Origin of the sequence: Pseudoflavitalea sp. G-6-1-2, assembly GCF_012927185.1 — a bacterium.
Classification (GTDB): domain Bacteria; phylum Bacteroidota; class Bacteroidia; order Chitinophagales; family Chitinophagaceae; genus Pseudobacter.
In genome coordinates this window covers 472480-493560 of record NZ_JABBGB010000002.1, presented here as the reverse complement: position 1 = coordinate 493560, position 21081 = coordinate 472480, and the positions used below count along the sequence as shown (strand labels likewise).

The 21081-nt window shown below is 48.0% G+C and carries 19 protein-coding genes; 11 read left to right on the top strand and 8 right to left on the bottom strand.

Annotated elements, in window-relative coordinates:
* Window positions 1-151 precede the first annotated feature (151 nt).
* Both HHL16_RS11700 and HHL16_RS11695 read left to right on the top strand, forming a co-directional pair.
* Window positions 152-664: a hypothetical protein gene (locus tag HHL16_RS11700; protein WP_169425382.1), complete on the top strand. Its 513-nt coding sequence runs from the start codon at window positions 152-154 to the stop codon at window positions 662-664.
* Between the two features lie 83 nt (window positions 665-747).
* Complete coding sequence (locus HHL16_RS11695) at window positions 748-1263, top strand: hypothetical protein (RefSeq protein ID WP_169425381.1); 516 nt, start codon at window positions 748-750, stop codon at window positions 1261-1263.
* Between the two features lie 71 nt (window positions 1264-1334).
* Here HHL16_RS11695 and HHL16_RS11690 read toward each other — a convergent pair whose 3' ends face one another.
* The 4 genes from HHL16_RS11690 to topA all read right to left on the bottom strand — a co-directional run bounded on the left by HHL16_RS11690 (window position 1335) and on the right by topA (window position 6125).
* Window positions 1335-1805 carry a DNA starvation/stationary phase protection protein gene (locus HHL16_RS11690; protein ID WP_169425380.1) on the bottom strand — a complete coding sequence of 157 codons (471 nt, stop codon included), beginning with the start codon at window positions 1803-1805 and terminating at the stop codon, window positions 1335-1337.
* Between the two features lie 197 nt (window positions 1806-2002).
* A complete protein-coding gene (locus HHL16_RS11685) occupies window positions 2003-2893 on the bottom strand; it encodes a transglutaminase-like domain-containing protein (protein WP_169425379.1) in 891 nt (296 codons plus the stop codon).
* Between the two features lie 119 nt (window positions 2894-3012).
* A complete protein-coding gene (locus tag HHL16_RS25325; RefSeq protein ID WP_169425378.1) occupies window positions 3013-3558 on the bottom strand; it encodes a YcxB family protein in 546 nt (181 codons plus the stop codon).
* Window positions 3558-6125 (bottom strand): type I DNA topoisomerase, encoded by a 2568-nt coding sequence (gene topA / locus HHL16_RS11675; RefSeq protein ID WP_169425377.1) that lies wholly within the window; start codon window positions 6123-6125, stop codon window positions 3558-3560. The genes HHL16_RS25325 and topA overlap by 1 nt, the downstream gene beginning before the upstream one ends.
* Window positions 6126-6763: 638 nt before the next feature.
* Here topA and pxpB point away from each other — a divergent pair.
* From pxpB to HHL16_RS11645, 6 genes are all read left to right on the top strand, one after another.
* Window positions 6764-7468, top strand: a complete 705-nt coding sequence (gene pxpB / locus HHL16_RS11670; RefSeq protein ID WP_277349387.1) for a 5-oxoprolinase subunit PxpB — start codon at window positions 6764-6766, stop codon at window positions 7466-7468.
* 66 nt (window positions 7469-7534) lie between these two features.
* Window positions 7535-8527: a biotin-dependent carboxyltransferase family protein gene (locus HHL16_RS11665; RefSeq protein ID WP_169425375.1), complete on the top strand. Its 993-nt coding sequence runs from the start codon at window positions 7535-7537 to the stop codon at window positions 8525-8527.
* The gene (locus tag HHL16_RS11660; RefSeq protein ID WP_169425374.1) at window positions 8521-9291 is read left to right on the top strand and encodes a 5-oxoprolinase subunit PxpA; all 771 of its coding nucleotides are present in this window, start codon (window positions 8521-8523) and stop codon (window positions 9289-9291) included. The genes HHL16_RS11665 and HHL16_RS11660 overlap by 7 nt, the downstream gene beginning before the upstream one ends.
* A 4-nt stretch (window positions 9292-9295) precedes the next feature.
* Window positions 9296-10504: an NRAMP family divalent metal transporter gene (locus tag HHL16_RS11655; RefSeq protein WP_240966102.1), complete on the top strand. Its 1209-nt coding sequence runs from the start codon at window positions 9296-9298 to the stop codon at window positions 10502-10504.
* A gap of 34 nt (window positions 10505-10538) precedes the next feature.
* Window positions 10539-11015 carry a hypothetical protein gene (locus HHL16_RS11650; RefSeq protein WP_169425373.1) on the top strand — a complete coding sequence of 159 codons (477 nt, stop codon included), beginning with the start codon at window positions 10539-10541 and terminating at the stop codon, window positions 11013-11015.
* A 158-nt stretch (window positions 11016-11173) separates the two neighbouring features.
* Complete coding sequence (locus HHL16_RS11645) at window positions 11174-12436, top strand: DUF4407 domain-containing protein (protein ID WP_169425372.1); 1263 nt, start codon at window positions 11174-11176, stop codon at window positions 12434-12436.
* On the opposite strand, the gene HHL16_RS11640 is transcribed toward HHL16_RS11645, so the two are convergent.
* From HHL16_RS11640 to HHL16_RS11625, 4 genes are all read right to left on the bottom strand, one after another.
* Window positions 12437-12922 (bottom strand): hypothetical protein, encoded by a 486-nt coding sequence (locus HHL16_RS11640; protein WP_169425371.1) that lies wholly within the window; start codon window positions 12920-12922, stop codon window positions 12437-12439.
* A gap of 97 nt (window positions 12923-13019) precedes the next feature.
* On the bottom strand, window positions 13020-13631 hold the full coding sequence (locus HHL16_RS11635; protein ID WP_240966101.1) for an SGNH/GDSL hydrolase family protein: 612 nt from the start codon (window positions 13629-13631) through the stop codon (window positions 13020-13022).
* A gap of 292 nt (window positions 13632-13923) precedes the next feature.
* Window positions 13924-16560, bottom strand: a complete 2637-nt coding sequence (locus HHL16_RS11630; RefSeq protein ID WP_169425369.1) for a TonB-dependent receptor — start codon at window positions 16558-16560, stop codon at window positions 13924-13926.
* Between the two features lie 84 nt (window positions 16561-16644).
* Window positions 16645-17208 carry a DUF445 family protein gene (locus HHL16_RS11625; RefSeq protein WP_169425368.1) on the bottom strand — a complete coding sequence of 188 codons (564 nt, stop codon included), beginning with the start codon at window positions 17206-17208 and terminating at the stop codon, window positions 16645-16647.
* Window positions 17209-17628: 420 nt separating this feature from the next.
* Here HHL16_RS11625 and HHL16_RS11620 point away from each other — a divergent pair, with 420 nt between their 5' ends.
* The 3 genes from HHL16_RS11620 to HHL16_RS11610 all read left to right on the top strand — a co-directional run bounded on the left by HHL16_RS11620 (window position 17629) and on the right by HHL16_RS11610 (window position 21030).
* Window positions 17629-19071, top strand: a complete 1443-nt coding sequence (locus tag HHL16_RS11620) for an aminotransferase class V-fold PLP-dependent enzyme (protein WP_169425367.1) — start codon at window positions 17629-17631, stop codon at window positions 19069-19071.
* A gap of 99 nt (window positions 19072-19170) precedes the next feature.
* Entirely contained in the window at window positions 19171-19431 is a 261-nt protein-coding gene (locus tag HHL16_RS11615) for a hypothetical protein (RefSeq protein WP_169425366.1), read from the top strand.
* Window positions 19432-19503: 72 nt separating this feature from the next.
* Entirely contained in the window at window positions 19504-21030 is a 1527-nt protein-coding gene (locus tag HHL16_RS11610) for a hypothetical protein (RefSeq protein ID WP_169425365.1), read from the top strand.
* Window positions 21031-21081 lie beyond the last annotated feature (51 nt).

Below are 21081 nucleotides of genomic sequence, written 5' to 3'. Positions count from 1 at the left end.
CAACTGATAGTACCGCCGGTAAGCACTTCTGCAAAAAGAAGTCTAACCGGCGGTTTTTTATGCCTGATCTGTAGCAGACACTTGCATAGATGCGGTAAAACAATAACTTTAAGAGCCACTGTGTTTATTCAGTTGATCTAAATGCCTATCTATGAAAAGACTTTTATTCTTTACACTCGCTGCAATACTGCTTTTTGCCTCCTGCAAAAAAAGTAAGGAACGTAATCCTGTTACCGTAATGCTGAATGGCAGGCAAACAACCCTCAACATCGAATCGGCAACATTCGGCCGCTCTGGTGAAACCAACAGCAGAACGCTGGTGCTTACGGCTTATTCAGAAGACGGTCAAACCAGTTTCAACATCGCCCTTTTTCTGGAAGGGACGCAGGGAAACAATGTAGAGGCAGGAACCTATCCTGTATCCACTTCGGGTGGGGGAGTGAATGTAATAACTGCTCACCATCTGAAGAAAGGCAGCAATGGCGAATACTCACCCACCAGACATTATGCAACCGCGGGTGAAATGATCATTACAAAAGGGGATGGTTCCATTACAGGAACTTTCAATATTACCTTCACTGATGCATCTACAGAAAATCCGCTGACTCCGGTGGTTTTGAAAGATGGCAGGTTGGAGAACCTGAAATATCACGTGTTCAACTGATTTCTGAATGTGAACGTTGCGCGCATCTATGCAATAACCTTCATGAATAAACGTTCAAGCGGCAGATTACTTAATTTTGACTTATGAAAAGAATTCTCTTAGCCTCTCTCGCTGCAACGCTTTTTCTGGGTGCATGTAAAAAAGACAAGGATAACAAGCCCGTTACCGTAACTGTAGATGGAAAACAAACCACACTCAATGTTGAATCGGCTATGTATAGCCGATTTACTGAAGGCGGCATAAGAAGCCTGACCGTTACAGCGGTTTCAGCTGATCAGCAGAGCAGATTCATTATTGCACTCTATATGGCAGGTGCACAAGGCAACAACGTAGATGCAAAGACCTATCCTGTCCGCCGTGTTGCCGGAAAATCATTTGAAGCAACTGTTTACCGTATGGAAAGAACCAGTAACGGTGCATATGTTGCAACCAACCACGTGGGTACCGATGGCGAGATTGTGATCACCAAAGGGGATAATGGCGCTATTACCGGAACATTCAACTTTACTCTCAAGGATGAATCCGGCCTCACCAAACTGGCTCCGATGGTGCTGCAAGATGGCAAGTTCGAAAATGTGCAGTTCAAACTGGCGAACTGATAAAACAGCATACTTGATTAAATAAAAATCCCGGCCTGAATTGGACCGGGATTTTTATTATCTGTACTTATTTATTTAGAAGCATATGCTCTCAGCATCCATGCTGCTTTCTCGTGGCGCTGGATCAGCTGCGTGAGGTAATCCACAGTACCTACGTCTTTCAGTTTGTCTACTTCAACGATCTTCTCGCGGATGTAACGTGCCATGGTCTCATGGTCGTCGAGCAGGTTCTTCACCTGCTGCCCTTGTTTGGTGGTAGCAGCTGGTTCGAGCAGATCAGTGAGTTTCAGGTATTCTTTCAGGCGGCCTTCTGCATAGTGACCGATCTTGCGAACCCTTTCTGCTACTTCGTCGATCACTTCATCGAGTTCTTCGTATTGTGCTTCGAAGAATTTGTGCATTTCGATGAAATTATCTCCTTCGTAGTTCCAGTGATAGTTTCTGGTTTTGGCGTAGAGTACAAACTCGTCGGCCAGAATTTTGTTCAGGATAAGCGCGATCTGCTGTGCGTTCTTTTCGATCAGTCCGATATTCGCTTTCATGTCTTAGGTTTTTAGTGTGTTGATAATAGTTATCCTCTCTTGTATATAGAAGAAACAAACAGGCTGCCTATTTGGTTTGATTAGGGTGCTGGGCTTGCAATCGGTGGGGTAGGCCGTAAAGGCGTTACCAAAAGTACGGATAACATCGATACAATAAAACAGTGGATATTATAAACGGATGATCAGATGGGTGCCGGTTACTCTTCGGGGTCGTTCTGCAGATCGAGGAGATTGGCCAGGGCAAGCAGTTCCTGCTGTTTGTAGCGCTGCTTGTCGTTGTCGAAGCACTTGCTGAATTCTTCCATCAGCTGCCTGATGATGGCCTTGTTCGACTGGGGTTTAAAGTAAGACGCAACAGGCGGCACGTTGATGCGCTTGAAGTAATTGTCTACGTCCTTATGCGTGAAAACCTGTCCGCTCATGGGATCTATGAAGAATTCCGTTTTGTAGAGCGGGTTCTCGGTATGGCGTTCGAAATCGTATTCCGGCTTGAAATATCCCAGCACAAACTGGCGGGGGATATTGATGGCGCGGATAGGTACATCGAGCAATTCGGCCACTATCAGATAGAGCACGCCATTGGCAATGGCATTGCCGCGCTTGCTTTCGAGCTGTTTGTTGATGAGGAACTCTTCGGGATTCTGGTAAGCGATTTCCGTTCCGCGGAGATTGTAATAATTGTAGAGTATGCTGGTGAGCACATTCACCTGTTCCAGCGGGGTGAGGTAGTTGTTGAGCTCGAGCCAGATATTGCGGCGGAGTTTTTCGATTTCCTGATAAACGGCCGAAGTGGTAAGATCGGGATATTGAAAACGGGCTACCAGCAGGGCGCCCGTCAGCAGATCCTGGTGGAGATTCTTACTCCATTGCAGGGTTTCTTCTGTGAGGTCGCGGTAATGAAGACGATGGATCAGCAATTCGATTCTTTCCTGAATGTCTTCGCTGACAGTATTCTCCCACAGATGCTCCAGGTTTGGAATGATGCCTTTGCCGAAATCGATGATACGGGTAGACACCACATTGAAAACCTCCTCATCCGGATCATCAATCAGGTGGAACAATGCTGATATTTCTTTATTTTCCTCCATAGTCCGGGGATGTTCCTGAATATACGACAACGTCATCACGTTGTCAATTTCGGAACAATGATTAAAATTCAGCTAAAAATCTTTTCCACAAATTCACAGAAAGATCATCTGCATGATTATCAGAACTGTTCGGAGGCGAGGGGCAGATGCTGATCCAACAGGCGTTTGAGCTCGGCATGGTCTTCAGCGGTTGACAATGCGCGTTTGGGGATAAGAATTGCGTGGTATGAGCTGGTATACAGGTAAAAGCAATCTTTCGTCTCCACTTTTTTTACAATGGCTTCCCAGTTGTAGCGGCTTTCCGATGCTTTGTCCTTATCTGTAATTCCCTGATCTGTAAGCAGGATGGTGGAGGAATCGAGAATATGCTGGTTCTCCGGTTCCTGCAGCATGGCATTCACCCGGCTTTTAACGGATCGTTTTACCAGCACCGGTACCAGCAGGGCATAGATGAGGCCGATGGTGCCGAATACGAAGAGATCGGTGATTATTTCGTGCTGATTGCGGTTGAGCCAGATATATGCAGCAGCAATGAGGCCATAGAGCCCCATTACGCGCATAAAATATTTCAATCGGTAAGCTTTCCTGTCGGGAGAGCTCCAGGAAGTGAAAAAGTTGTAAGCCAGGTATTCTTCCCTGGTTAAATTGAATTGTAGATTGAGCACTATTTTTTCTTAGCTGCTTTTTTAGGAGCGGCTTTTTTGGTGGCGGTTTTCTTTGCGGCCTTTTTGGTGAAGGCATCGGGCACCTGTGCTTCAATCATTTTCTTTACTTCTTCGAGACTGATGTTCGCAGCTTCTTCTGAAGTGTATTTGGAATCATCAGCCTTCTTTCCCAGTTTCAGCATCTTCTTGTTGAACTTGATGAAGGGGCCCCATCTGCCATTTTCGATGGTGATCTTTTCTTCAGGCCATTGCTGAATGAAACGGTTGGATTCCTTTTTTATTTTGGCTTCGATCAATTCGTTGATCTCTGCTTGTGAGAGGTTGTCGAAATTGTAACGCTTTGGCACGTTGATGAACATCTCGTTCCATTTGATGAACGGACCGAAACGTCCCTTGCCTTTTGTTACGCCCTTGCCTTCGTACATGGCGATAGGTGCGTCTGCCTGTGCTTTTTCTTCGATCAGTTCGAGTGCGCGCTCCATGGTCACGCCCAGCGGATCTTCACCGCGCGGGATAGAGATGAATGCTTCACCGAATTTCACATATGGACCGAATCTTCCGAGGTTCACCGCCACTTCCTGGCCATCGTGTGTGCCCAGGGTGCGTGGAAGTTTGAAGAGGTCCATCGCTTCTTCGTAAGAGATGGTCTCGATGCTCTGGTCTTTTTTCAGGCTGGCGAAACGTGGCTTCTCTTCGTCGTTCACATCTCCGATCTGTACCATGGGACCGAATCTTCCCATGCGTGCCACGATCTTCTTTCCGCTTTCCGGATCGATGCCGAGTTCGCGTTCGCCCTTGATGCGTTCTGCATTCACGATGGTATTGTCTACTTCCTTTTTGAAAGGAACATAGAAATCATCGATCATGGTATTCCACTTGAGTTTGCCTGCTGCCACTTCATCGAATTCTCCTTCGATGCGGGCAGTGAAGCCGTAATCCATGATATCGTCGAAATACTGCTTGAGGAAGTCCGTTACCACCAGTCCGAGATCGGATGGGAAGAGCTTGGATTTCTCTGCGCCGGTATTTTCTGATTCTGTTTGCTGAGTGATCTTGTCTGCTGCGAGACGGAAGATGCGGAACTCGCGTTTGGTGCCTTCTTTATCGCGCTTCTCCACGTATCCGCGTTTCTGGATGGTAGAGATGGTAGGTGCGTAAGTAGAAGGTCGGCCGATGCCGAGTTCTTCGAGTTTCTTTACCAGCGAGGCTTCCGTGTATCGGGGAGAAGGGCGGCTGAATCTTTCGATAGCCTTCATCTCTTTGAGCGGAAGTTGCTGACTAACGGCGAGTGGCGGCAGCATGCCTTCGGCCTGCTCGTCTTCGTTGATATCCTCATCGTCGCGGTCTTCGCGGTATACTTTGAGGAAGCCATCGAATTTGAGTACCTCACCACTGGCGGTGAGTTCTTCTTTATTGGTTGAAATAGCAATTTTTGCAATGGTGCGTTCCAGCTCTGCATCGGACATCTGGGAAGCCATAGTGCGTTTCCAGATCAGCTCGTAGAGTTTTCTGGTATCCTCATCGTCTACATGGTGATTGTCCATATAGGTGGGGCGGATGGCTTCGTGCGCTTCCTGTGCAGATTCGTTCTTGTTCTTGTATTTGCGTGGCTGGTGATAACGTTCTCCGTACTGGCTCACAATCTGATTGCGGGCATCGCTCATGGCGGTATCGGAGAGGTTAACACTATCGGTACGCATGTAGGTGATCTTACCGCTTTCGTACAGTTTCTGTGCCAGCTGCATGGTGCGGCTCACAGAGTAGCCGAATTTGCGGGAGGCTTCCTGCTGAAGGGTAGAGGTGGTGAAGGGTGCTGCAGGCGATTTGCGTGCAGGTTTCACCTGAATGTCTGTTACCTTGTAATCGGCGCCCACACAGCTTTTGAGGAAAGCTTCTGCGTCTGATGCGCCTGCATATTTTTTGCCTTCTGCTACAAATGTTACGGGTTTTCCTCCGAGGTCATTGGCAGTGAAGAGGGCTTCTGTTTTGAAAGTGCTGGTGGCTGTGAAAGCGTTGATCTCACGCTCACGTTCTGCGATGAGGCGAACGGCAACACTCTGCACACGTCCGGCGCTGAGGTTGTTCTTCATGCTCATTTTGCGCCAGAGAACGGGGGAGAGTTCAAAGCCCACGATCCTGTCGAGCACGCGACGTGCCTGCTGGGCATTCACCAGGTTCATATCCACGGTACGCGGATTGTCTACCGCTTTGCGGATAGCCGGTTTGGTGATCTCATGGAAAACGATGCGCTTTGTATTGCGGGGGTCGAGGCCGAGTACTTCGCAAAGGTGCCAGCTGATGGCTTCCCCTTCGCGGTCCTCATCCGTTGCGAGCCAGACCTCATCCGATTTCTTAGCTAAGGTTTTCAACTCCTTTACAACGCGTTCTTTATCGTCAGGAATAATATATCGGGGTTGGTAATTATTCTTGATATCGATGCCCATATCGTCTTTCTCAAGATCCCTGATATGGCCATAACAGCTCTTTACCTCGAAATCTGATCCCAGGATCTTTTCGATAGTTTTGGCTTTGGCAGGGGACTCCACGATCAATAAATTCTTCGCCATACGTTGATTAAGCGGTTTAAATTAGGCCGGTTGGCGTGCAAGTTTAGTGTATAACGGTGAAAGCAACAAATTGCTACGGGCTGGCGGCTCAATAACCGGGCCGTTTTGGAATAAGAGGCAGTTGGGGTGGGGATGATTGAAAATCAACTGACAGCGCTGGCAGAGGGTCTGCCGGAATGCCTGCTGAATGATAAAATTTGCGGCAGACTGCAAATCTTTTGAGGGGACTGGTTTTATCCGTCGATCTGCCGGTTTAACGCAGATGCTATCGGTGTCGCGGGTGCCCAGTCACTCGCCGGAGGCAAGCGACCGGGCATCCGCAAAGTACAATCGCCTCACTCAATTTGCATCTTTCGTGCACCCGCTATGTAAACCTCGTCGGTTTCTAATGTGTAAATCAAACGTGTTTCAGCGCTTTCACAGCGCTTTTTCAGCGCATTTACAGCCCTTTTAAACGGGAGCACAGCACTTCCAGAGCACTTTCGGTGCGCTTTTGAAGCCATTCCACGGCCATCAGTCAGCCATTCCGCAGCAGAACCAGGTTTCGTTATCTCCTCAAAAAACTGTTAAAAGCTGTTAAAGTGAATTTTATACCCACATTTTCAGCATACCTTAATACCATATTATAGTAATTACAACTGAACACTTTCCCCGCCATATTTCCCCTCGGCGACCGCGCAGCCACCATCGAGCTGGGCAGCAGAGTGGATGAAGTACTTAACAGGAAAGTAATGGCAATGGCAGCATGGTTTTCAGATCATGCATTTGAAGGGCTCAAAAACATCATTCCGGCATATAGTTCCTTAACTGTAATCTACGATCCGTTTCTTGTTAAAACATTGTATCAGCCCGACTCTACCGTGTACGATTGGGTGAAGCAGCTGCTGCAGACCGCCTTTGAACATTCAGATGATATTTCTAACCGTGCTGTGAAGCGTCACCAGGTACCCGTTTGTTACGAAGGTATCTATGCGCCCGATCTTGGATCAATGGCCGCTTCGCTGAAGCTGCCCGAAGAAGAGATCATCCGCATCCATGCTTCAACTTTGTATCGTGTGTTCATGATTGGGTTTCTGCCCGGTTTTGCTTATCTCGGTACCGTTGATGCACAGATAGCTTTTCCGCGTAAACCGCAACCTGCACCGGTGATGGCCGGCAGTGTGGGCATCGCCGGAAAACAAACAGGCATATATCCGCTGAACAGTCCGGGTGGATGGAATATCATCGGCCGCATCCCAATGAAAATGTTCGACCCCAATGCAAAAGAACCCGTATGGATGAATCCGGGAGACGAAGTACAGTTCTGTCCGGTATCCGTAAGGGAATTTGAAATGCAACAGTAAAAATTGTTTGGTCTAACGTTGATCCTTAACTGATTTAGTTCCTGAACCTCCAAACTTTTTCCTGCAATGTCTCTAACCATCATCAAGCCCGGTTTATCCGATACCATTCAGGATACCGGCCGATTTGGACAGGCTCATTTAGGCATCAATGCCGGTGGCGCTATGGATCCTTATGCAGCTGGCGTAGCAAATATGCTTGCCGGCAATAATCAGTGCGAAGCCGTTTTGGAAATTCATTTTCCCGGTCCGCAGATACTCTTCGAACAGAATGCCCTCATCAGCATTACGGGTGGAGATTTCACTCCTATGCTCAATGATGAACCGCTTCCGCTCTGGAGGCCGGTTGTGGTAAGAAAAAATACAGTTCTTCATTTCAATAAACTGCAGGATGGCGCCCGATGTTATCTCGCCATTCACGGCGGCTTCTGTGTAAAGCCCTGGCTCGGCAGCTACAGCACCAACCTCAAAGCCGGCGCCGGCGGGCATCAGGGAAGAAGGCTGGAAAAAGGCGATGAACTCACCTTCAGAGAAAATACCGTGTACTTTGCAGGACTGCTCAAAGAAGGGCGGGAATTGCAGGTGCTCAACTGGAGAGTGAATATCCGCCGCGTGTACGAAGATCCGCATGAGATCTGTTTTACGCCGGGTAACGAATTCAAAGAACTTTGTCCCAACTCACAGGAAGCCCTGCTCGAAAATAATTTCATCATTCATCCGTATTCAGACCGCATGGGTTATCGCCTTAAAGGCGCTGTGCTGAAACGGAAAGAAGAAAACGAAATGGTATCCTCCGGCGTTAATTTCGGTACCATGCAGTTGCTGCCCGATGGGCAATTGATCATTCTCATGGCCGATCATCAGACCACCGGCGGTTATCCGAGGATCGGGCATGTGATCACTGCGCATCTTCCCAAACTGGCGCAGCTTCGTCCGGGCGACAATATTCAATTCAGATGTGTTGATCAGCAAACAGCAGAAGATTTATTATATTCACAGCAACAGGAACTGGTGATCCTTCAAAGGGCCTGCCATGATCACCTGAACGAACTGGTATGCTGAGAATAGACATCAACTGCGATATGGGAGAACGATCGCCACTGTGGGATTACAGTGTGAACCGCGATTTAAGTCTTCTTTCTTTTGTTAGCTCCATCAATCTTGCCTGCGGATTCCATGCAGGCGATGCCTCTGTAATGCACACGATGGTACGCGCTGCAATGCGCGCCGGTGTTGCCATTGGAGCACATCCTTCATTCGACGACCGGGAAAATTTCGGAAGAGTGAACCGGCAACTCAGTCCGGAAGAGATCTACGATATCGTTCTGTATCAGCTCGGTTCCCTGCATGCATTCGTGCAGGTGAACAATGCAATATTGCATCATGTGAAACCGCATGGCGCATTGTACAATATGGCGGCAAAAGACAAAGTGATTGCCAAAGCCATCTGCGATGCCGTGTATGATTTCGACGGATCGCTGATACTGTACGGACTTGCGGGCAGCGAACTGATCAATGCCGCAAAAGAAACGCCGCTGACCACCTGCAGCGAAGTATTTGCCGACCGGTCTTATCAGGATGATGGCAGTCTCACACCCCGCGATCAGCCTGGAGCGCTTATCACCAACCAAAGCGAGGCCATTGCACAGGTATTGCAGATGGTGCAGCAGCAAAACGTTCGTTCCGTCAGTGGAAAAACAGTTCCGGTAATTGCAGAAACCATCTGCATCCATGGAGATGGATTGCATGCACTGCAATTTGCGGAGTCCATCCACGAAGCGCTGACCAAAGCCAACATCGAAATAACAGACCCTGTAAAAAGATAACTGCTTGAAGGAAACCAATACAAGATCCGCACTGCTCGGCGCTGCCTTTCTCATGGCTACATCTGCAATCGGGCCGGGATTTATTACACAAACCACCGTTTTCACACAGCAACTGCTCACCAGTTTCGGATTTGTGATACTGGTATCGATACTGCTGGATATAGCCGGACAACTGAATATCTGGCGCGTAGTAACAGTATCGGGTATGCGCGCGCAGGATCTGGCGAATAATCTGTTGCCGGGATCGGGTTATATGCTGGCGATACTGGTAGTGCTGGGAGGGCTTGCCTTCAATATCGGCAATGTGGCCGGGGCAGGACTGGGGCTGGATATCATTTTTCATCTCGATGCCGATCCTTCAAAACCCGTTATCGGTGCATGTATCAGCGCTGCGTTGGCGCTGCTGATCTTCTGGGTGAAAGAAGCCGGCATAGCCATGGACTGGTTTACGCGGATACTCGGATTTGTGATGATCGCACTCACGTTTTACGTAGCGCTGTCTTCACATCCGCCGGCAGGTGAAGCACTGTACCGAACCTTTGTACCTGTTACGATCGATACCACGGCCATTGTAACGCTTGTTGGCGGAACAGTGGGAGGATACATCAGCTTCGCAGGTGCACACCGGTTGCTCGATGCAGGCATCAAAGGGCAGGAGAAACTGCCGCAGGTAACGCGCAGCAGCGTGAATGCCATTCTGCTGGCATCGGCCATGCGGATACTGTTGTTCCTGGCTTCATTGGGAGTGATTGTGGGCGGAGGGATTTTGAACAAATCCAATCCCGCTGCCTCCGTATTTCAACTGGCAGCAGGGCAGACAGGATACATTATTTTCGGTATCGTGTTATGGGCAGCAGCTATCACTTCTGTTGTGGGATCTGCCTATACATCGGTTTCGTTTTTGCGGACACTGCATCCGTTCTTCGATAAGAACCATCGCATCATCATCACCCTCTTCATTATATTTTCTACGTTGGTTTTTGTAATGATGGGGCAACCTCCGGTGAAATTGCTGGTACTCGCAGGAGCGCTCAATGGCCTGATACTGCCGATAGCGCTGGCTTTGATGCTGCTGGCCGTTCGTCAGAAAAAACTGGTGGGAGGATATCGGCATCCCATCTGGATGTCTGCCATGGGATGGATTGTTGTAATTCTCATGAGCTGGATGAGCATCAGAACCATCACAACCGACTTTTCCAAACTCTGGCATTGATTGCCGGATCAACTATACCCATATTCCTGAACATATGAAATATTTACTCGCCACACTCTTATTGCTGATTTTCTGCAATGCCTTGCAGGCGCAATTCTACATCGGTTTTTCGCGCCAGAAAGTGAAACATGAAACCGACAGTTACATGCGCAGCAACCACTACAAAAATTATACTGTAACCGATTCTGCCTACATCACCGATGTGGTGTTGCACGATACGCTGGTGCAGCCCGTTACTTTCCGGTACGAGTTCACTCCCAAAGGAAAATGTTTCGGAAAAGTGGTGTCTGCCAATTGCTACGAGTGCATTGAAAAATCGCTGCTGTTCGCCCTCGATCAGCACAAATACGAATGGGTGAAACTGAACGACAGCACCTGGATCTCATCGCTGAAACATAGCCTGCAAATGACGCTCAACAAAGAAGTCGATGGAGTTTCATCTCTTGAAATCCGACAGATGATCTGGAGCAAATCGGTGTACTTCGATTTGTTATCGACGAGGCTGCAATAATCTTTACTGCTTTAGCATTTTCTTTACAATTAACGGATTATTTTGCCGTTAATACATCGTTCCTACACTTCAACCACCGTTCTATTCAACATCTATACGCTTAAATCCCTGTTGCCTTTTTTCGCAGTTGGCTGCACGGCAACGCAAAGCAATTAACTATGGCTGACACTAATCAGGGTCAGGCTGATGGCTTGTATAGCTATGAGTCATTCGGTGGTGAACCCTCCCGCAAATCCAACTCCCGTTTTCTGTGGTGGTGTGCCGGTGCACATCAGCAATTATTGCATCAGTATCCTTCGGAGCACAGCAAGTACAGTGGGCTGGGAGGCGCTATACTGGCCACTTTCGTGCTGGCATCGCTTTCTGCAGGATATGCCATTTACAGTGTATTCGGCAACTGGGGCTGGACGCTGCTCTTCGGTCTTGTATGGGGACTGATCATTTTCAATTTCGACCGGTTTCTCGTAGCTACCATGCGCAAGTATGGCGTGAGCAGAGAGAAACAATTGCGCATGGCAGTGCCGCGGATGCTGCTGGCATTGCTGATCGGCATCACTATTTCGCGGCCGCTCGAACTGAAAATATTCGAGAAGGAGATCGATACGCAGGTAACGAAGAACCTGCATAAAAAGATGCAGGAGAACGACAGCCTTTTGCAGATCGAACACAGGCAGCAACTCGATCAGACTACGCTCGAACGCAACAGATTAAGCCAGCGAAAACTGGCCATCGAAGATACGCTCCATCGCCTGCGGCAATCTTACATCATGGAAGCAGATGGAACCGGAGGATCGCAGCAACGTGGTGTAGACAAGCTCGCAAGGCTGAAGATGGAAGCCTACAATGCAGCCCTGCTGCAGTTCAGACCAGAACTTTCTGCAATTGATGATGGGTTACGCCGGCAGGACAGCCTGCTGGCTTCCACCCATCAGGGACTTGAGCAGAAACGAAAGGAATATGAAGCAGCCGCCAAAAGCAACGTAGGCTTTCTCGAACGCAACAAAGCGCTCAGCGATCTGGCCGACGAAGAGAGCAGTGTTTTCTGGACAAGTGTGCTGCTTTCGCTGCTGATCATACTCATCGAAGTAGGGCCTGTGCTCAGCAAACTCATCATGCCCGTAGGGCCATATGATATTGCACTGGCGCAGGAAGAACTCACCAAAATGGCGGCAGCGGAAAATGAAATGCGTAAAGACAAAGAGCTTACCTCCGAAAAGAAACGCAGTTTCTATCGCAAACAAAAAGAAGTAAGCGAAGAATTGGTAGACAAACTCAGCAAGCTGCAGCAAAAGCATATCGATGAAGAACTCGATAAATGGGAGCGTGGCGAATGGAATCCCAAAGATCACAGGGCATCGATGGACGAAGTGATGCGCAAGATCCGTGAGCGCTACAAACTCAATGAAGAGGATATGCTCTGATTATTGCAGAAAGAAAAATATTGCACCTATAGCCAGTAGAAAAACCAGGGTCGGCAGTATAGTTTTGCTGCTGACCCTAAATTTTTGACGGGTAGAGGTAATCAGCAGAAATATGATGCTCAGCAGAATCAGTAAAAACATTACACCGGCAGCGATGGTGGTAGGGGCCATACCGGCAGTACTCAACACCACTGTAAAGTAACCTGCGATCACTCCGATCAGCGTTAGAAAACTGAAGCTCCATACCCATCCGAACCGCTTTCCTTTCAGCAGTGCAAATCCTCCGATGATGCCAACGAGAAAAGCCACTACAGTACGAATGATCTGAAATAATGCGCCTTTGCTGATCTGAATTTTGTCGCCGGCGAGCGTTACTTCAGCCGATTGTTTTGTGCTGTAATCCAATACAAATAATGCCAGAATGAGGATGCCGATAAAGAGGGTAATGATTGCTGCGAATTTTTCGCGCCAGTTCAGTGGTTGCATAGCGCTGCAAAATAATAAAGGGTTGCACTATCTCCAACTAAAAACAATATCCTTCAACAGGAAATAACCAAAACTACCGCTTTCCGGGGATGTCGGTTCAGTGGATCTCGCGTTCGATGCTGTCTGCCAGCTGCTTTGCCCATTTGCTGTATTCTTTTCCTGATGGGTGGAGCTTGTCCGGCGCGATGAGGCTTTCGTCGGTGGCCGCTTCGCGGCTGCCGGGCGTGATATCGATAAAGTGAACATGGTGTTTTGCGGCAATGGTTTTGCCTACTTCATTGAATTCGTCGATCTCTTTTTCGATCTGCCGGCGGTCTCTGCCTTCGGCAAAAGGCGTTACGCCCCAGTCGGGTATCGACAATACAAATACATGCGATTGCTGATTGCCGGCGAAGCCGATGGCCTGCTGCAACAGCTGCTCAAACTGGCCGGCATATTCATCTTTGCTTCTTCCCCTGTATTGGTTGTTTACACCGATCAGGAGAGAAACCATATCGTATTTTGGCTGGAGAAGTGAATGGTCGATGCCCTGCTGCAGTTCATCGGTGGTCCAGCCGGTTTTTGCGATGATCTCGGCGGCATGGAAGTTCAGGCCGCTTTTACGCAGCAGCTGAATGGTCTGATATGGGAAGTTTTCGGCAACAGGAAGGCCTTCTCCAATGGTATAGGAGTCGCCCAGAGCCAGATAGGTATATGATTGATTCAGCATATTCGGAGATAATGTTCCGGGTAAAATACTAAAACAAATCAGAAAGATGTTCCACTTTCTACGCATACCAAAAACTTTTTGTAACTTATCTACGTAAATTGTAGCAATACTGATTTATTAATCTCCTCTTTGCCCTCTGCTTTTAATTCCTATTCTCTTTCAATCGTGCTGAATCCAGACCGTCCCTTTTTAACCTCCCCACGACTTACAGCAAGCAAAAAGTCCGGGAGAATATCACCCTTCGGTAATATGCTTCCGGACTTTACCAATCCAATATCATGAGAAACCGGGGCTATTGTTGCATACCCTGCATGCCATTCTGCATGCCGTCCTGCTCGCCTTTGGTATTCTTTCTTTTGAAGAGTGCTACGTCGAATTTGCCAAAACGATAACTGAAATTCACGCGGACGATCTGCGGATCTCTGCGTCTCCATTCGTCCTGTACAAAGCCTGCTGCTTCAGAATGTACAACGTATTTGCGGCTGCGCAGAACATCGCTCCAGTTGATGGAGATCGAAGCAGTATTCTTTTTGATCTGGAACTCTTTTTTGATACCGAGGTCCATGCCATAGTTGGCATCGATATAACCCTGTGTGGTGGACTGAGGTCCGCCACCGAAACCACCGCCGCCTCCAAATCCGCCACGGCCGCCACCTCCGCTGTTGCTGGTGCTCACCGGCAGCGCACTGCGGCTGATATAATCTCCGCTCACCTGCAAACTCCAGCCTTTGCCGAACTTGAAGTTCTGATTGGTCTTCGCATTCCAGGAAGTACGCTCATTCTCGATATTCTTCGCTACATCACTTCCTTCAATCTTAGAATAATAAATGTTGGAACTTACATTGCTTTCCCACCATTTGAACAGATTGTTGCGGAAGATCAGTTCCAGACCGCTTGCATAAGCATTCGATGCGTTGATATAACTCGAAATATAATCTTCTCTGTTGAGCGCAGGAATGAACTCCTTGTACTGATAACGGCTGATCAGATCGGTTGTGTATTTGCCGAAGATCGTCGCCAGGAATGTATGATTCTTCTCTCCGTATGTTTTCTGATAGCTCAATTCCACGCTGTGTGTGAACTCTGGTTTCAGATTAGGGTTACCGGTCTGCAGATTCAGCTGGTCTGTGAAGTCGGTATTCGGCATCAGCTGAAAAAAGTTCGGGCGATTGATCTTGCGCGAATAATTCAGTTGAAGATCTTGCCTGTTCTCGAAGGTTCTGGTGATGAACACAGAAGGGAAGAGGCTGATAGGAAAATCGTTCTTGTAATTTCCTTTACCGATCTGCTTGCCATCGTAGCTGCTGCTTTCTGCGCGCAGACCAACCTGATAGCTGAAATTGTCTTTCACTTTCTGAGAGAAAGTAGCATATCCCGCATATACGTAGTCGGTATATTCGAACTCGTTGGTAAGTTTTGGATCGAGCGTACCGCCGATGGTGTTGTACTGATGGCTTTCGAAACTTCTCACCTGTGCACGGAGACCCGCCTCCCACTTGAGTTTGTCGGTGATTGGGTTTACGAAGTCTGTTTGTGCAACGAAGAATTTATTTTTTCCTCCGCCATTCACAATCTGATTGAAAGCCGGCTTTTTCTGATTGCTGTAATCAGCATTGTCGAAGAACTGCTGATTGATATGGCTGTTATTGGTGTTTTTGCTCTGATTGAAGTTCAGATCGGCAGTCCACTCTTTGCCGGGTTTGGCAAAATTATGTTTGAAGGCAAGCTGAGTGCCGTAGTTTTTGAAGACATTATCGTTGGTATTCTGGTTGCGCTGATAGCTGATGCCATCGGCCTGGCCTACCGTATCGAATCTCAGCGATTGCATGGTTTCGCCATCGAAGCTGCCGTTGACAATGGATTGTGAGAGTGTGATGGTGTTGCGGTTGTCGATGAAATAATCGAGGCCGATTCTTCCAAATCCAAATGCACCACTGGAAGTTCCGTCGTTGTCCTGATTGGTGATCAGGTTCTTGTTATTGACAATGCTGTTCCTGTCCAGCTCACCCCAGTTCTTCGACTTGCGCTGGTTGTAGTTGGCGTTTGCGAAGAGATTCACTTTGCCCTGACGCATATTGATGTCACCACCGCCACCGAATCTTCCTCTGGAATCTACACTGGCACGTACACTTCCGCTGTATCCCGCTTTGCGGTTCTTTTTGAGCACGATATTGATGATACCGCTCTGTCCGCCACTCGCATCGAATTTAGCGGATGGATTGGTGATGAGTTCAACACTCTGAATGGCATCGGCAGGGATCTGGTCGAGGGAAAGAGTGGTAGGTCTTCCGTCTACAAACAGCTGTGGCGCTGCATTGCGGAGGGTAACGTTTCCGTCGATATCAACATTGATGCTGGGCACATTGCGCATTACATCGATGGCCGATCCTCCGGCCGAGTTGATATTTTTCTCTACGTTGAAGATCTTTCGGTCGATGCCCATCTGAATCAGGGGCTTTGAAGCAGTAACGGTCACGCTTTCGAGGCTCTGCGCATCCTGCTCCAGTTTAATATTGCCGAGGTCTTTGTCCATGGCAGCCATGGCCTGGCTCATATCGCCGCCCTGCGGTGGCTTCAGTTCAAATGCTACCTTCTGCTCATTGGTTTTGTATCCGATGGCAGTGATGATGAGGCGGAATTGTCCGAATATGGGAAGGTTTTCGAGGCTGAAGTCGCCGTTTGAACGGGTGAGCATGCCTGCAATCACGGTGTCTTTTCTCTTGCGGGCAACGGAATCGAATTTGGTGCCGATAAGCTGAATGGAGGCCGCGTCGATGCCTCTGTTGCTCTTGCCGTCCACCACTTTACCGTAAAAGTGACCGATGGAAGGTATCTGTCCGCCACGGCGGCCGCCTCCACCGCCCATTCCGGGCTGTGCTATACTGGAAAACGCTAAAAAACTGAAGAATGCGAAAAGGATTATTCTCATGATAAATGTGGAATGTGAAACATTAGACGAAAAATAATCCTCCTACTTGCGATAGCCTGTTGCTTAGTGATGAGCGGTAATCGATTACGCAATCACCAGGGTGATCAACACCTGTACGATGCCGATTATCAGGCCGGTAACGGCTCCCGCCATTTCGAATTTGCGGAGATCGCTGCCGAGCTGCTGATGAATGGCAGCTTTGAGTTTTTCGGGAGGGAAGGAGGCGATCTTTTCGGATACCATTTTCTCGATGTTCAGTTCGGAACGGAGATTGCCTGCAAACTGCTTCATCAGCTGCGGGAAGATCTCCTGCATCTCTTTCATGAACACTTCTTTGAGCTGATTGATGGTTTTCTCTCCGATGAACATGCTGATCATAGGAAATGCAATAGCCAGTTTGTTGCGGAGGAAATTATCGATATGGCCTTCAACGGAGGGCATTATCTTTTCCATGCTTTCGGGACCGGCGATCTTTTCTTCCAGCGCATCGAAAGGAACCATGCCGGCAGCAGCCTTGCCTGCCTGAACAGCTATGGCAGGTTGTTTGGAAGGAATCACCTGGTTGATGATTTTACTCAGTATTATCTTGTTGCAGATAAAACCAACCACCGCACCGATCACAGGAATAAGAATAAGCCACCAGTTCATGCATGAAATTTAAGGTTGCAAAGAAAAGATAATTTGAGGGATTTGGCGAATACGTTTTTTACCCGCAAATGCGCCCCGTTATTACACTTAAACCTGCTCCGTTTTTTCACGGAGATTGGTTAATAGCGATATTCATATGATGGTAATTCAGAATATTAGTTTTACTTTTACAATGAACATTTATCTCCACCACAGGCCCTGATTGAAGCAACAAGGGTATACAACATTAAGTAACTCTCCCCTGATACAAAAGTAGCTCCGGTTGACTGCACCACAATTAATCCGTCTGTTAAGTAGTCCTTTTCCACCTTCATCATAACTGTCTTTCATCGGACAGCAGCTTTCGTGCTGATTGTTGTCGCCGGAACAGCGATGCGAAACCCTCATGCCTTATTTTCTGAAAATCTAAAATCTAGTGTAATGAATACTGCTAAGTATGCATTATTCGAGGATGCCTATTTCAATCAGTTGCGTGCAAGAGAGTATGGCAGACTGAATAAAACCGGACAGGTGTATCTGGACTATACCGGCGCAAACCTTTATCCGGAGAGCCTTCCGGCCAATCATATAGCGCAGATGCAGCAGTGTGTTTTCGGCAATCCTCATTCTGTAAATCCCAGTTCGCAACTGAGCAGTGATGGCATTGAAGCAGCGAGAGAAGCAGTGTTGCAGTATTTCAATGCAACGGATTACTGCTGCATATTCACAGCAAATGCAACGGCAGCATTGCAGATAATCGGAGAGAGTTATCCTTTTGATGAAGAGAGTTGTCTGTTGTTATGTGCCGACAATCATAATTCGGTGAATGGCATAAGGGAATACTGCAGTGTAAAAGGAGGAACCGTTTCGTATGCTCCGTTGCATGCAGCACAGCTTACCATCGATGAAGTAGTGCTGGAAGAAAAGCTGAAAGCTTCGCAAAAACGTTCACATAAATTATTTGCATACCCTGCACAGAGCAATGCATCTGGCATACAGCATTCGTTGAGCTGGGTGAACAGAGCGCAGGAACTGGGTTGGGATGTATTGCTGGATGCTGCTGCATTTGTGCCCGCCAATAGTCTGGATCTTCAGCAGGTGCAACCGGATTATGTATCGCTGTCGTTCTACAAAATATTCGGTTATCCAACAGGAGTAGGAGCGCTGCTGGTACGAAAATCCGCCTTCGGAAAATTGCAGAAACGATGGTTCGCCGGAGGTACGGTGGCAGTGGCAGGCATCGGCTACAGAGATCATCTGTTGCTGAACGAACATCATCGTTTTGAAAACGGGACAGTAAATTTTCTGCATATCCCTGCCGTGAAAAACGGGCTGCGTTTCATTAAGCAAACAGGCATCCATAAAATTCATGAAAGAGTGAAATCGCTGGTGGAGTTTCTGATACCTGCCTTGCAGTCGCTTCGTCACAATACAGGCCAGCCGCTGATTAAAGTGTATGGTCCGGATACAACGGAGCATCGCGGAGGAACCATCATGCTGAATTTTTTCGATATGAATGGAGAACGGTTTCCGCTCGAATGGATAGAGCAACTGGCAGGAGAAGCCATGATATCGCTTCGAACAGGATGCTTTTGCAATCCGGGAGTGGATGAGGCCAATCATCAGTTGAGTTCCGGAGAACTCTTCGCTTATTTCTCCTGCAAACGTGCCGGGCTCGATGCCCTGCTCGATTTTCCGGAACAGAAACGGGGAGCAGTGCGCCTATCGTTGGGCATAGCCTCAACAGCAGCGGACCTGCAGAGATTGCTGGCATTTGCCCGTTGCCTGCTGAATTGCAGCGCTCCGAAAACAGCGGCCATCCGCGAGCACAAAACAGTAAATCCTTTATTGCTTCATCATCTCATGCCCTTTTTACCCACCTGAAATTTTTGCCGGCAATTGCAGTGGCCGGCAGCATTTTTCCGCTGCACAGGGAAGCCGAAAACTGTTCAGAGTAGGCAATAATTCTTAAAGCAATTTTATATGGCAAAGAAATTAGATCACCGTCAAATTCATGGTGTACTCGCAGCATTGGGCGATTCTAAGATCGTTAACCTCGATGCATCTATCAAATCGCTGATTACACCTGTAGGTGAAGCAATCGGAAGAACCAATCCTCAGGATGAAGTATCTCTGCACGTACTCTGCTGCAATGAGTATGCACTCGTTACAGGATTAACAGGCGCTAATCTCGCCGAAGTTGAAAAATTCACAGACGCTATCAGATCCTCTATTGGAAAATAATTTTTCCTTATTGCAGATGCTGCGGATGAACCTTACATGCCGCAGCATCTTTTTTACGCTCAAAAATCCTCTATGACAAAAGATAGTGCAATCGCAAAAGCGGGTACGCTGCAACCCGGCAGGGATGAGCTGTTCCGCCGGCTCGATGATATACTCGACTTCGCCATAAAAAACATTCAGCAGATAGACATGCGGCATAATCTGTGGAACGAAAGCATCGGACCATCGATCAGCTTTGCCGATAAAGTGATCACCGAAACATCATTGCTGGCGCTGTTGGCCAAACGGGCAGCGGATAAACATCAATACCCCGATCAGAAAATATTTCAACTCTGCAAACTGCTCGATCCGCAGGTGCGGGGCAATCAGAGCAAACGCCTGCTGATGCACAATCCGCAGGCAGCTGTGGTGTTTGGAATCGGGCATGCAGCGCTGAATGCAGCGGGCATCGAAAATGCATTGTTCGATCATTTCATCATGCAGGCATTTTCGAGTGGCGAAGTGTTCAATACAGAAAGATTGCCGTACCGGAAAATGGATGTGATCTGGTTGAATAATCTGCTTCGTCCTGATAATGCCATTGGATTTGAAACCACCCTGCCGGATGGCATATTGAACAGCAGAGCACATCCCATTTATATGAATACGGCAGATATTTATTCGGTAACGCATGCACTGATGTATGTAACTGATTTTGGGAGATACCGGGTGCCCGATACTGTCGATCATGCCTACATCAATGCAGTGATCGATGCCGCCACTGCGCATCATTTGCTGAGCGATAATCTCGATATAGTGGGAGAACTGATCATGTCTGCAGTGCTGATGGGTAACACCGATTCTCTCAGTACAGGAATGGCCTGGGAACTGCTGACTGCCATGTGGGATAAGTTTGGTTTTCTGCCTTGTCCAACTTTTGTGGCAGCAGACTTTCAGTCGCTCAGCGGCTCCGATGCTACTGCATATGCATTCCGGCATTTGTATCACACCATGTATGTGGGAGGAATACTTTGCTGTCTGTTGCTGAACGAAGCACCTGCTGTTGAAAGAAAAAAGAAACTGGTTTCGACAAACCGGACAGCACTCGCCTCGAAACTGAAAGAATGCGCAGTTCATGCTGCAGCATTTGCAGAAATGAATGTAGAAGATGAACTGGAAGATTACGATCCGGCAAACGCCGACCCATTACCTGATGATGAAGTGCTTCAGTTTCTGATCGAAAAGATAGCGAAGCATTTTGTACAGAACGGATCTTCGAAATATTTGCTGGCAGTGATAAAACAACATCCGGAATGGCAGGGGCCTGCGATGCTGAACATTCTGATCGATTCTATGCTGGTGCATGCCGCGCAGGAATATGATATGAACCTGCTGAGCGAAATGCTGAACCTGGTGGCCGTAGCCGGATTGCCCGTAACACTCACAGCAGAAAAATCTGCAGATTTTCTGGCAAACCAGCAACTGCCGGAGGGAGCAATCGGTGCCTGGTTTGTGGAAGAAGCCAACCTGACCTCAGAAAATGCAGCCGTTATTTCGGGAGAGTTTGCGAAATGTTTGTACAGATTTGGAATGTACCTGAATGCAGTTGACACAGATTGAAATTGACCATCTGCAATAAAAAATGATGAATGCAGGGGTGTAAAAGTATGG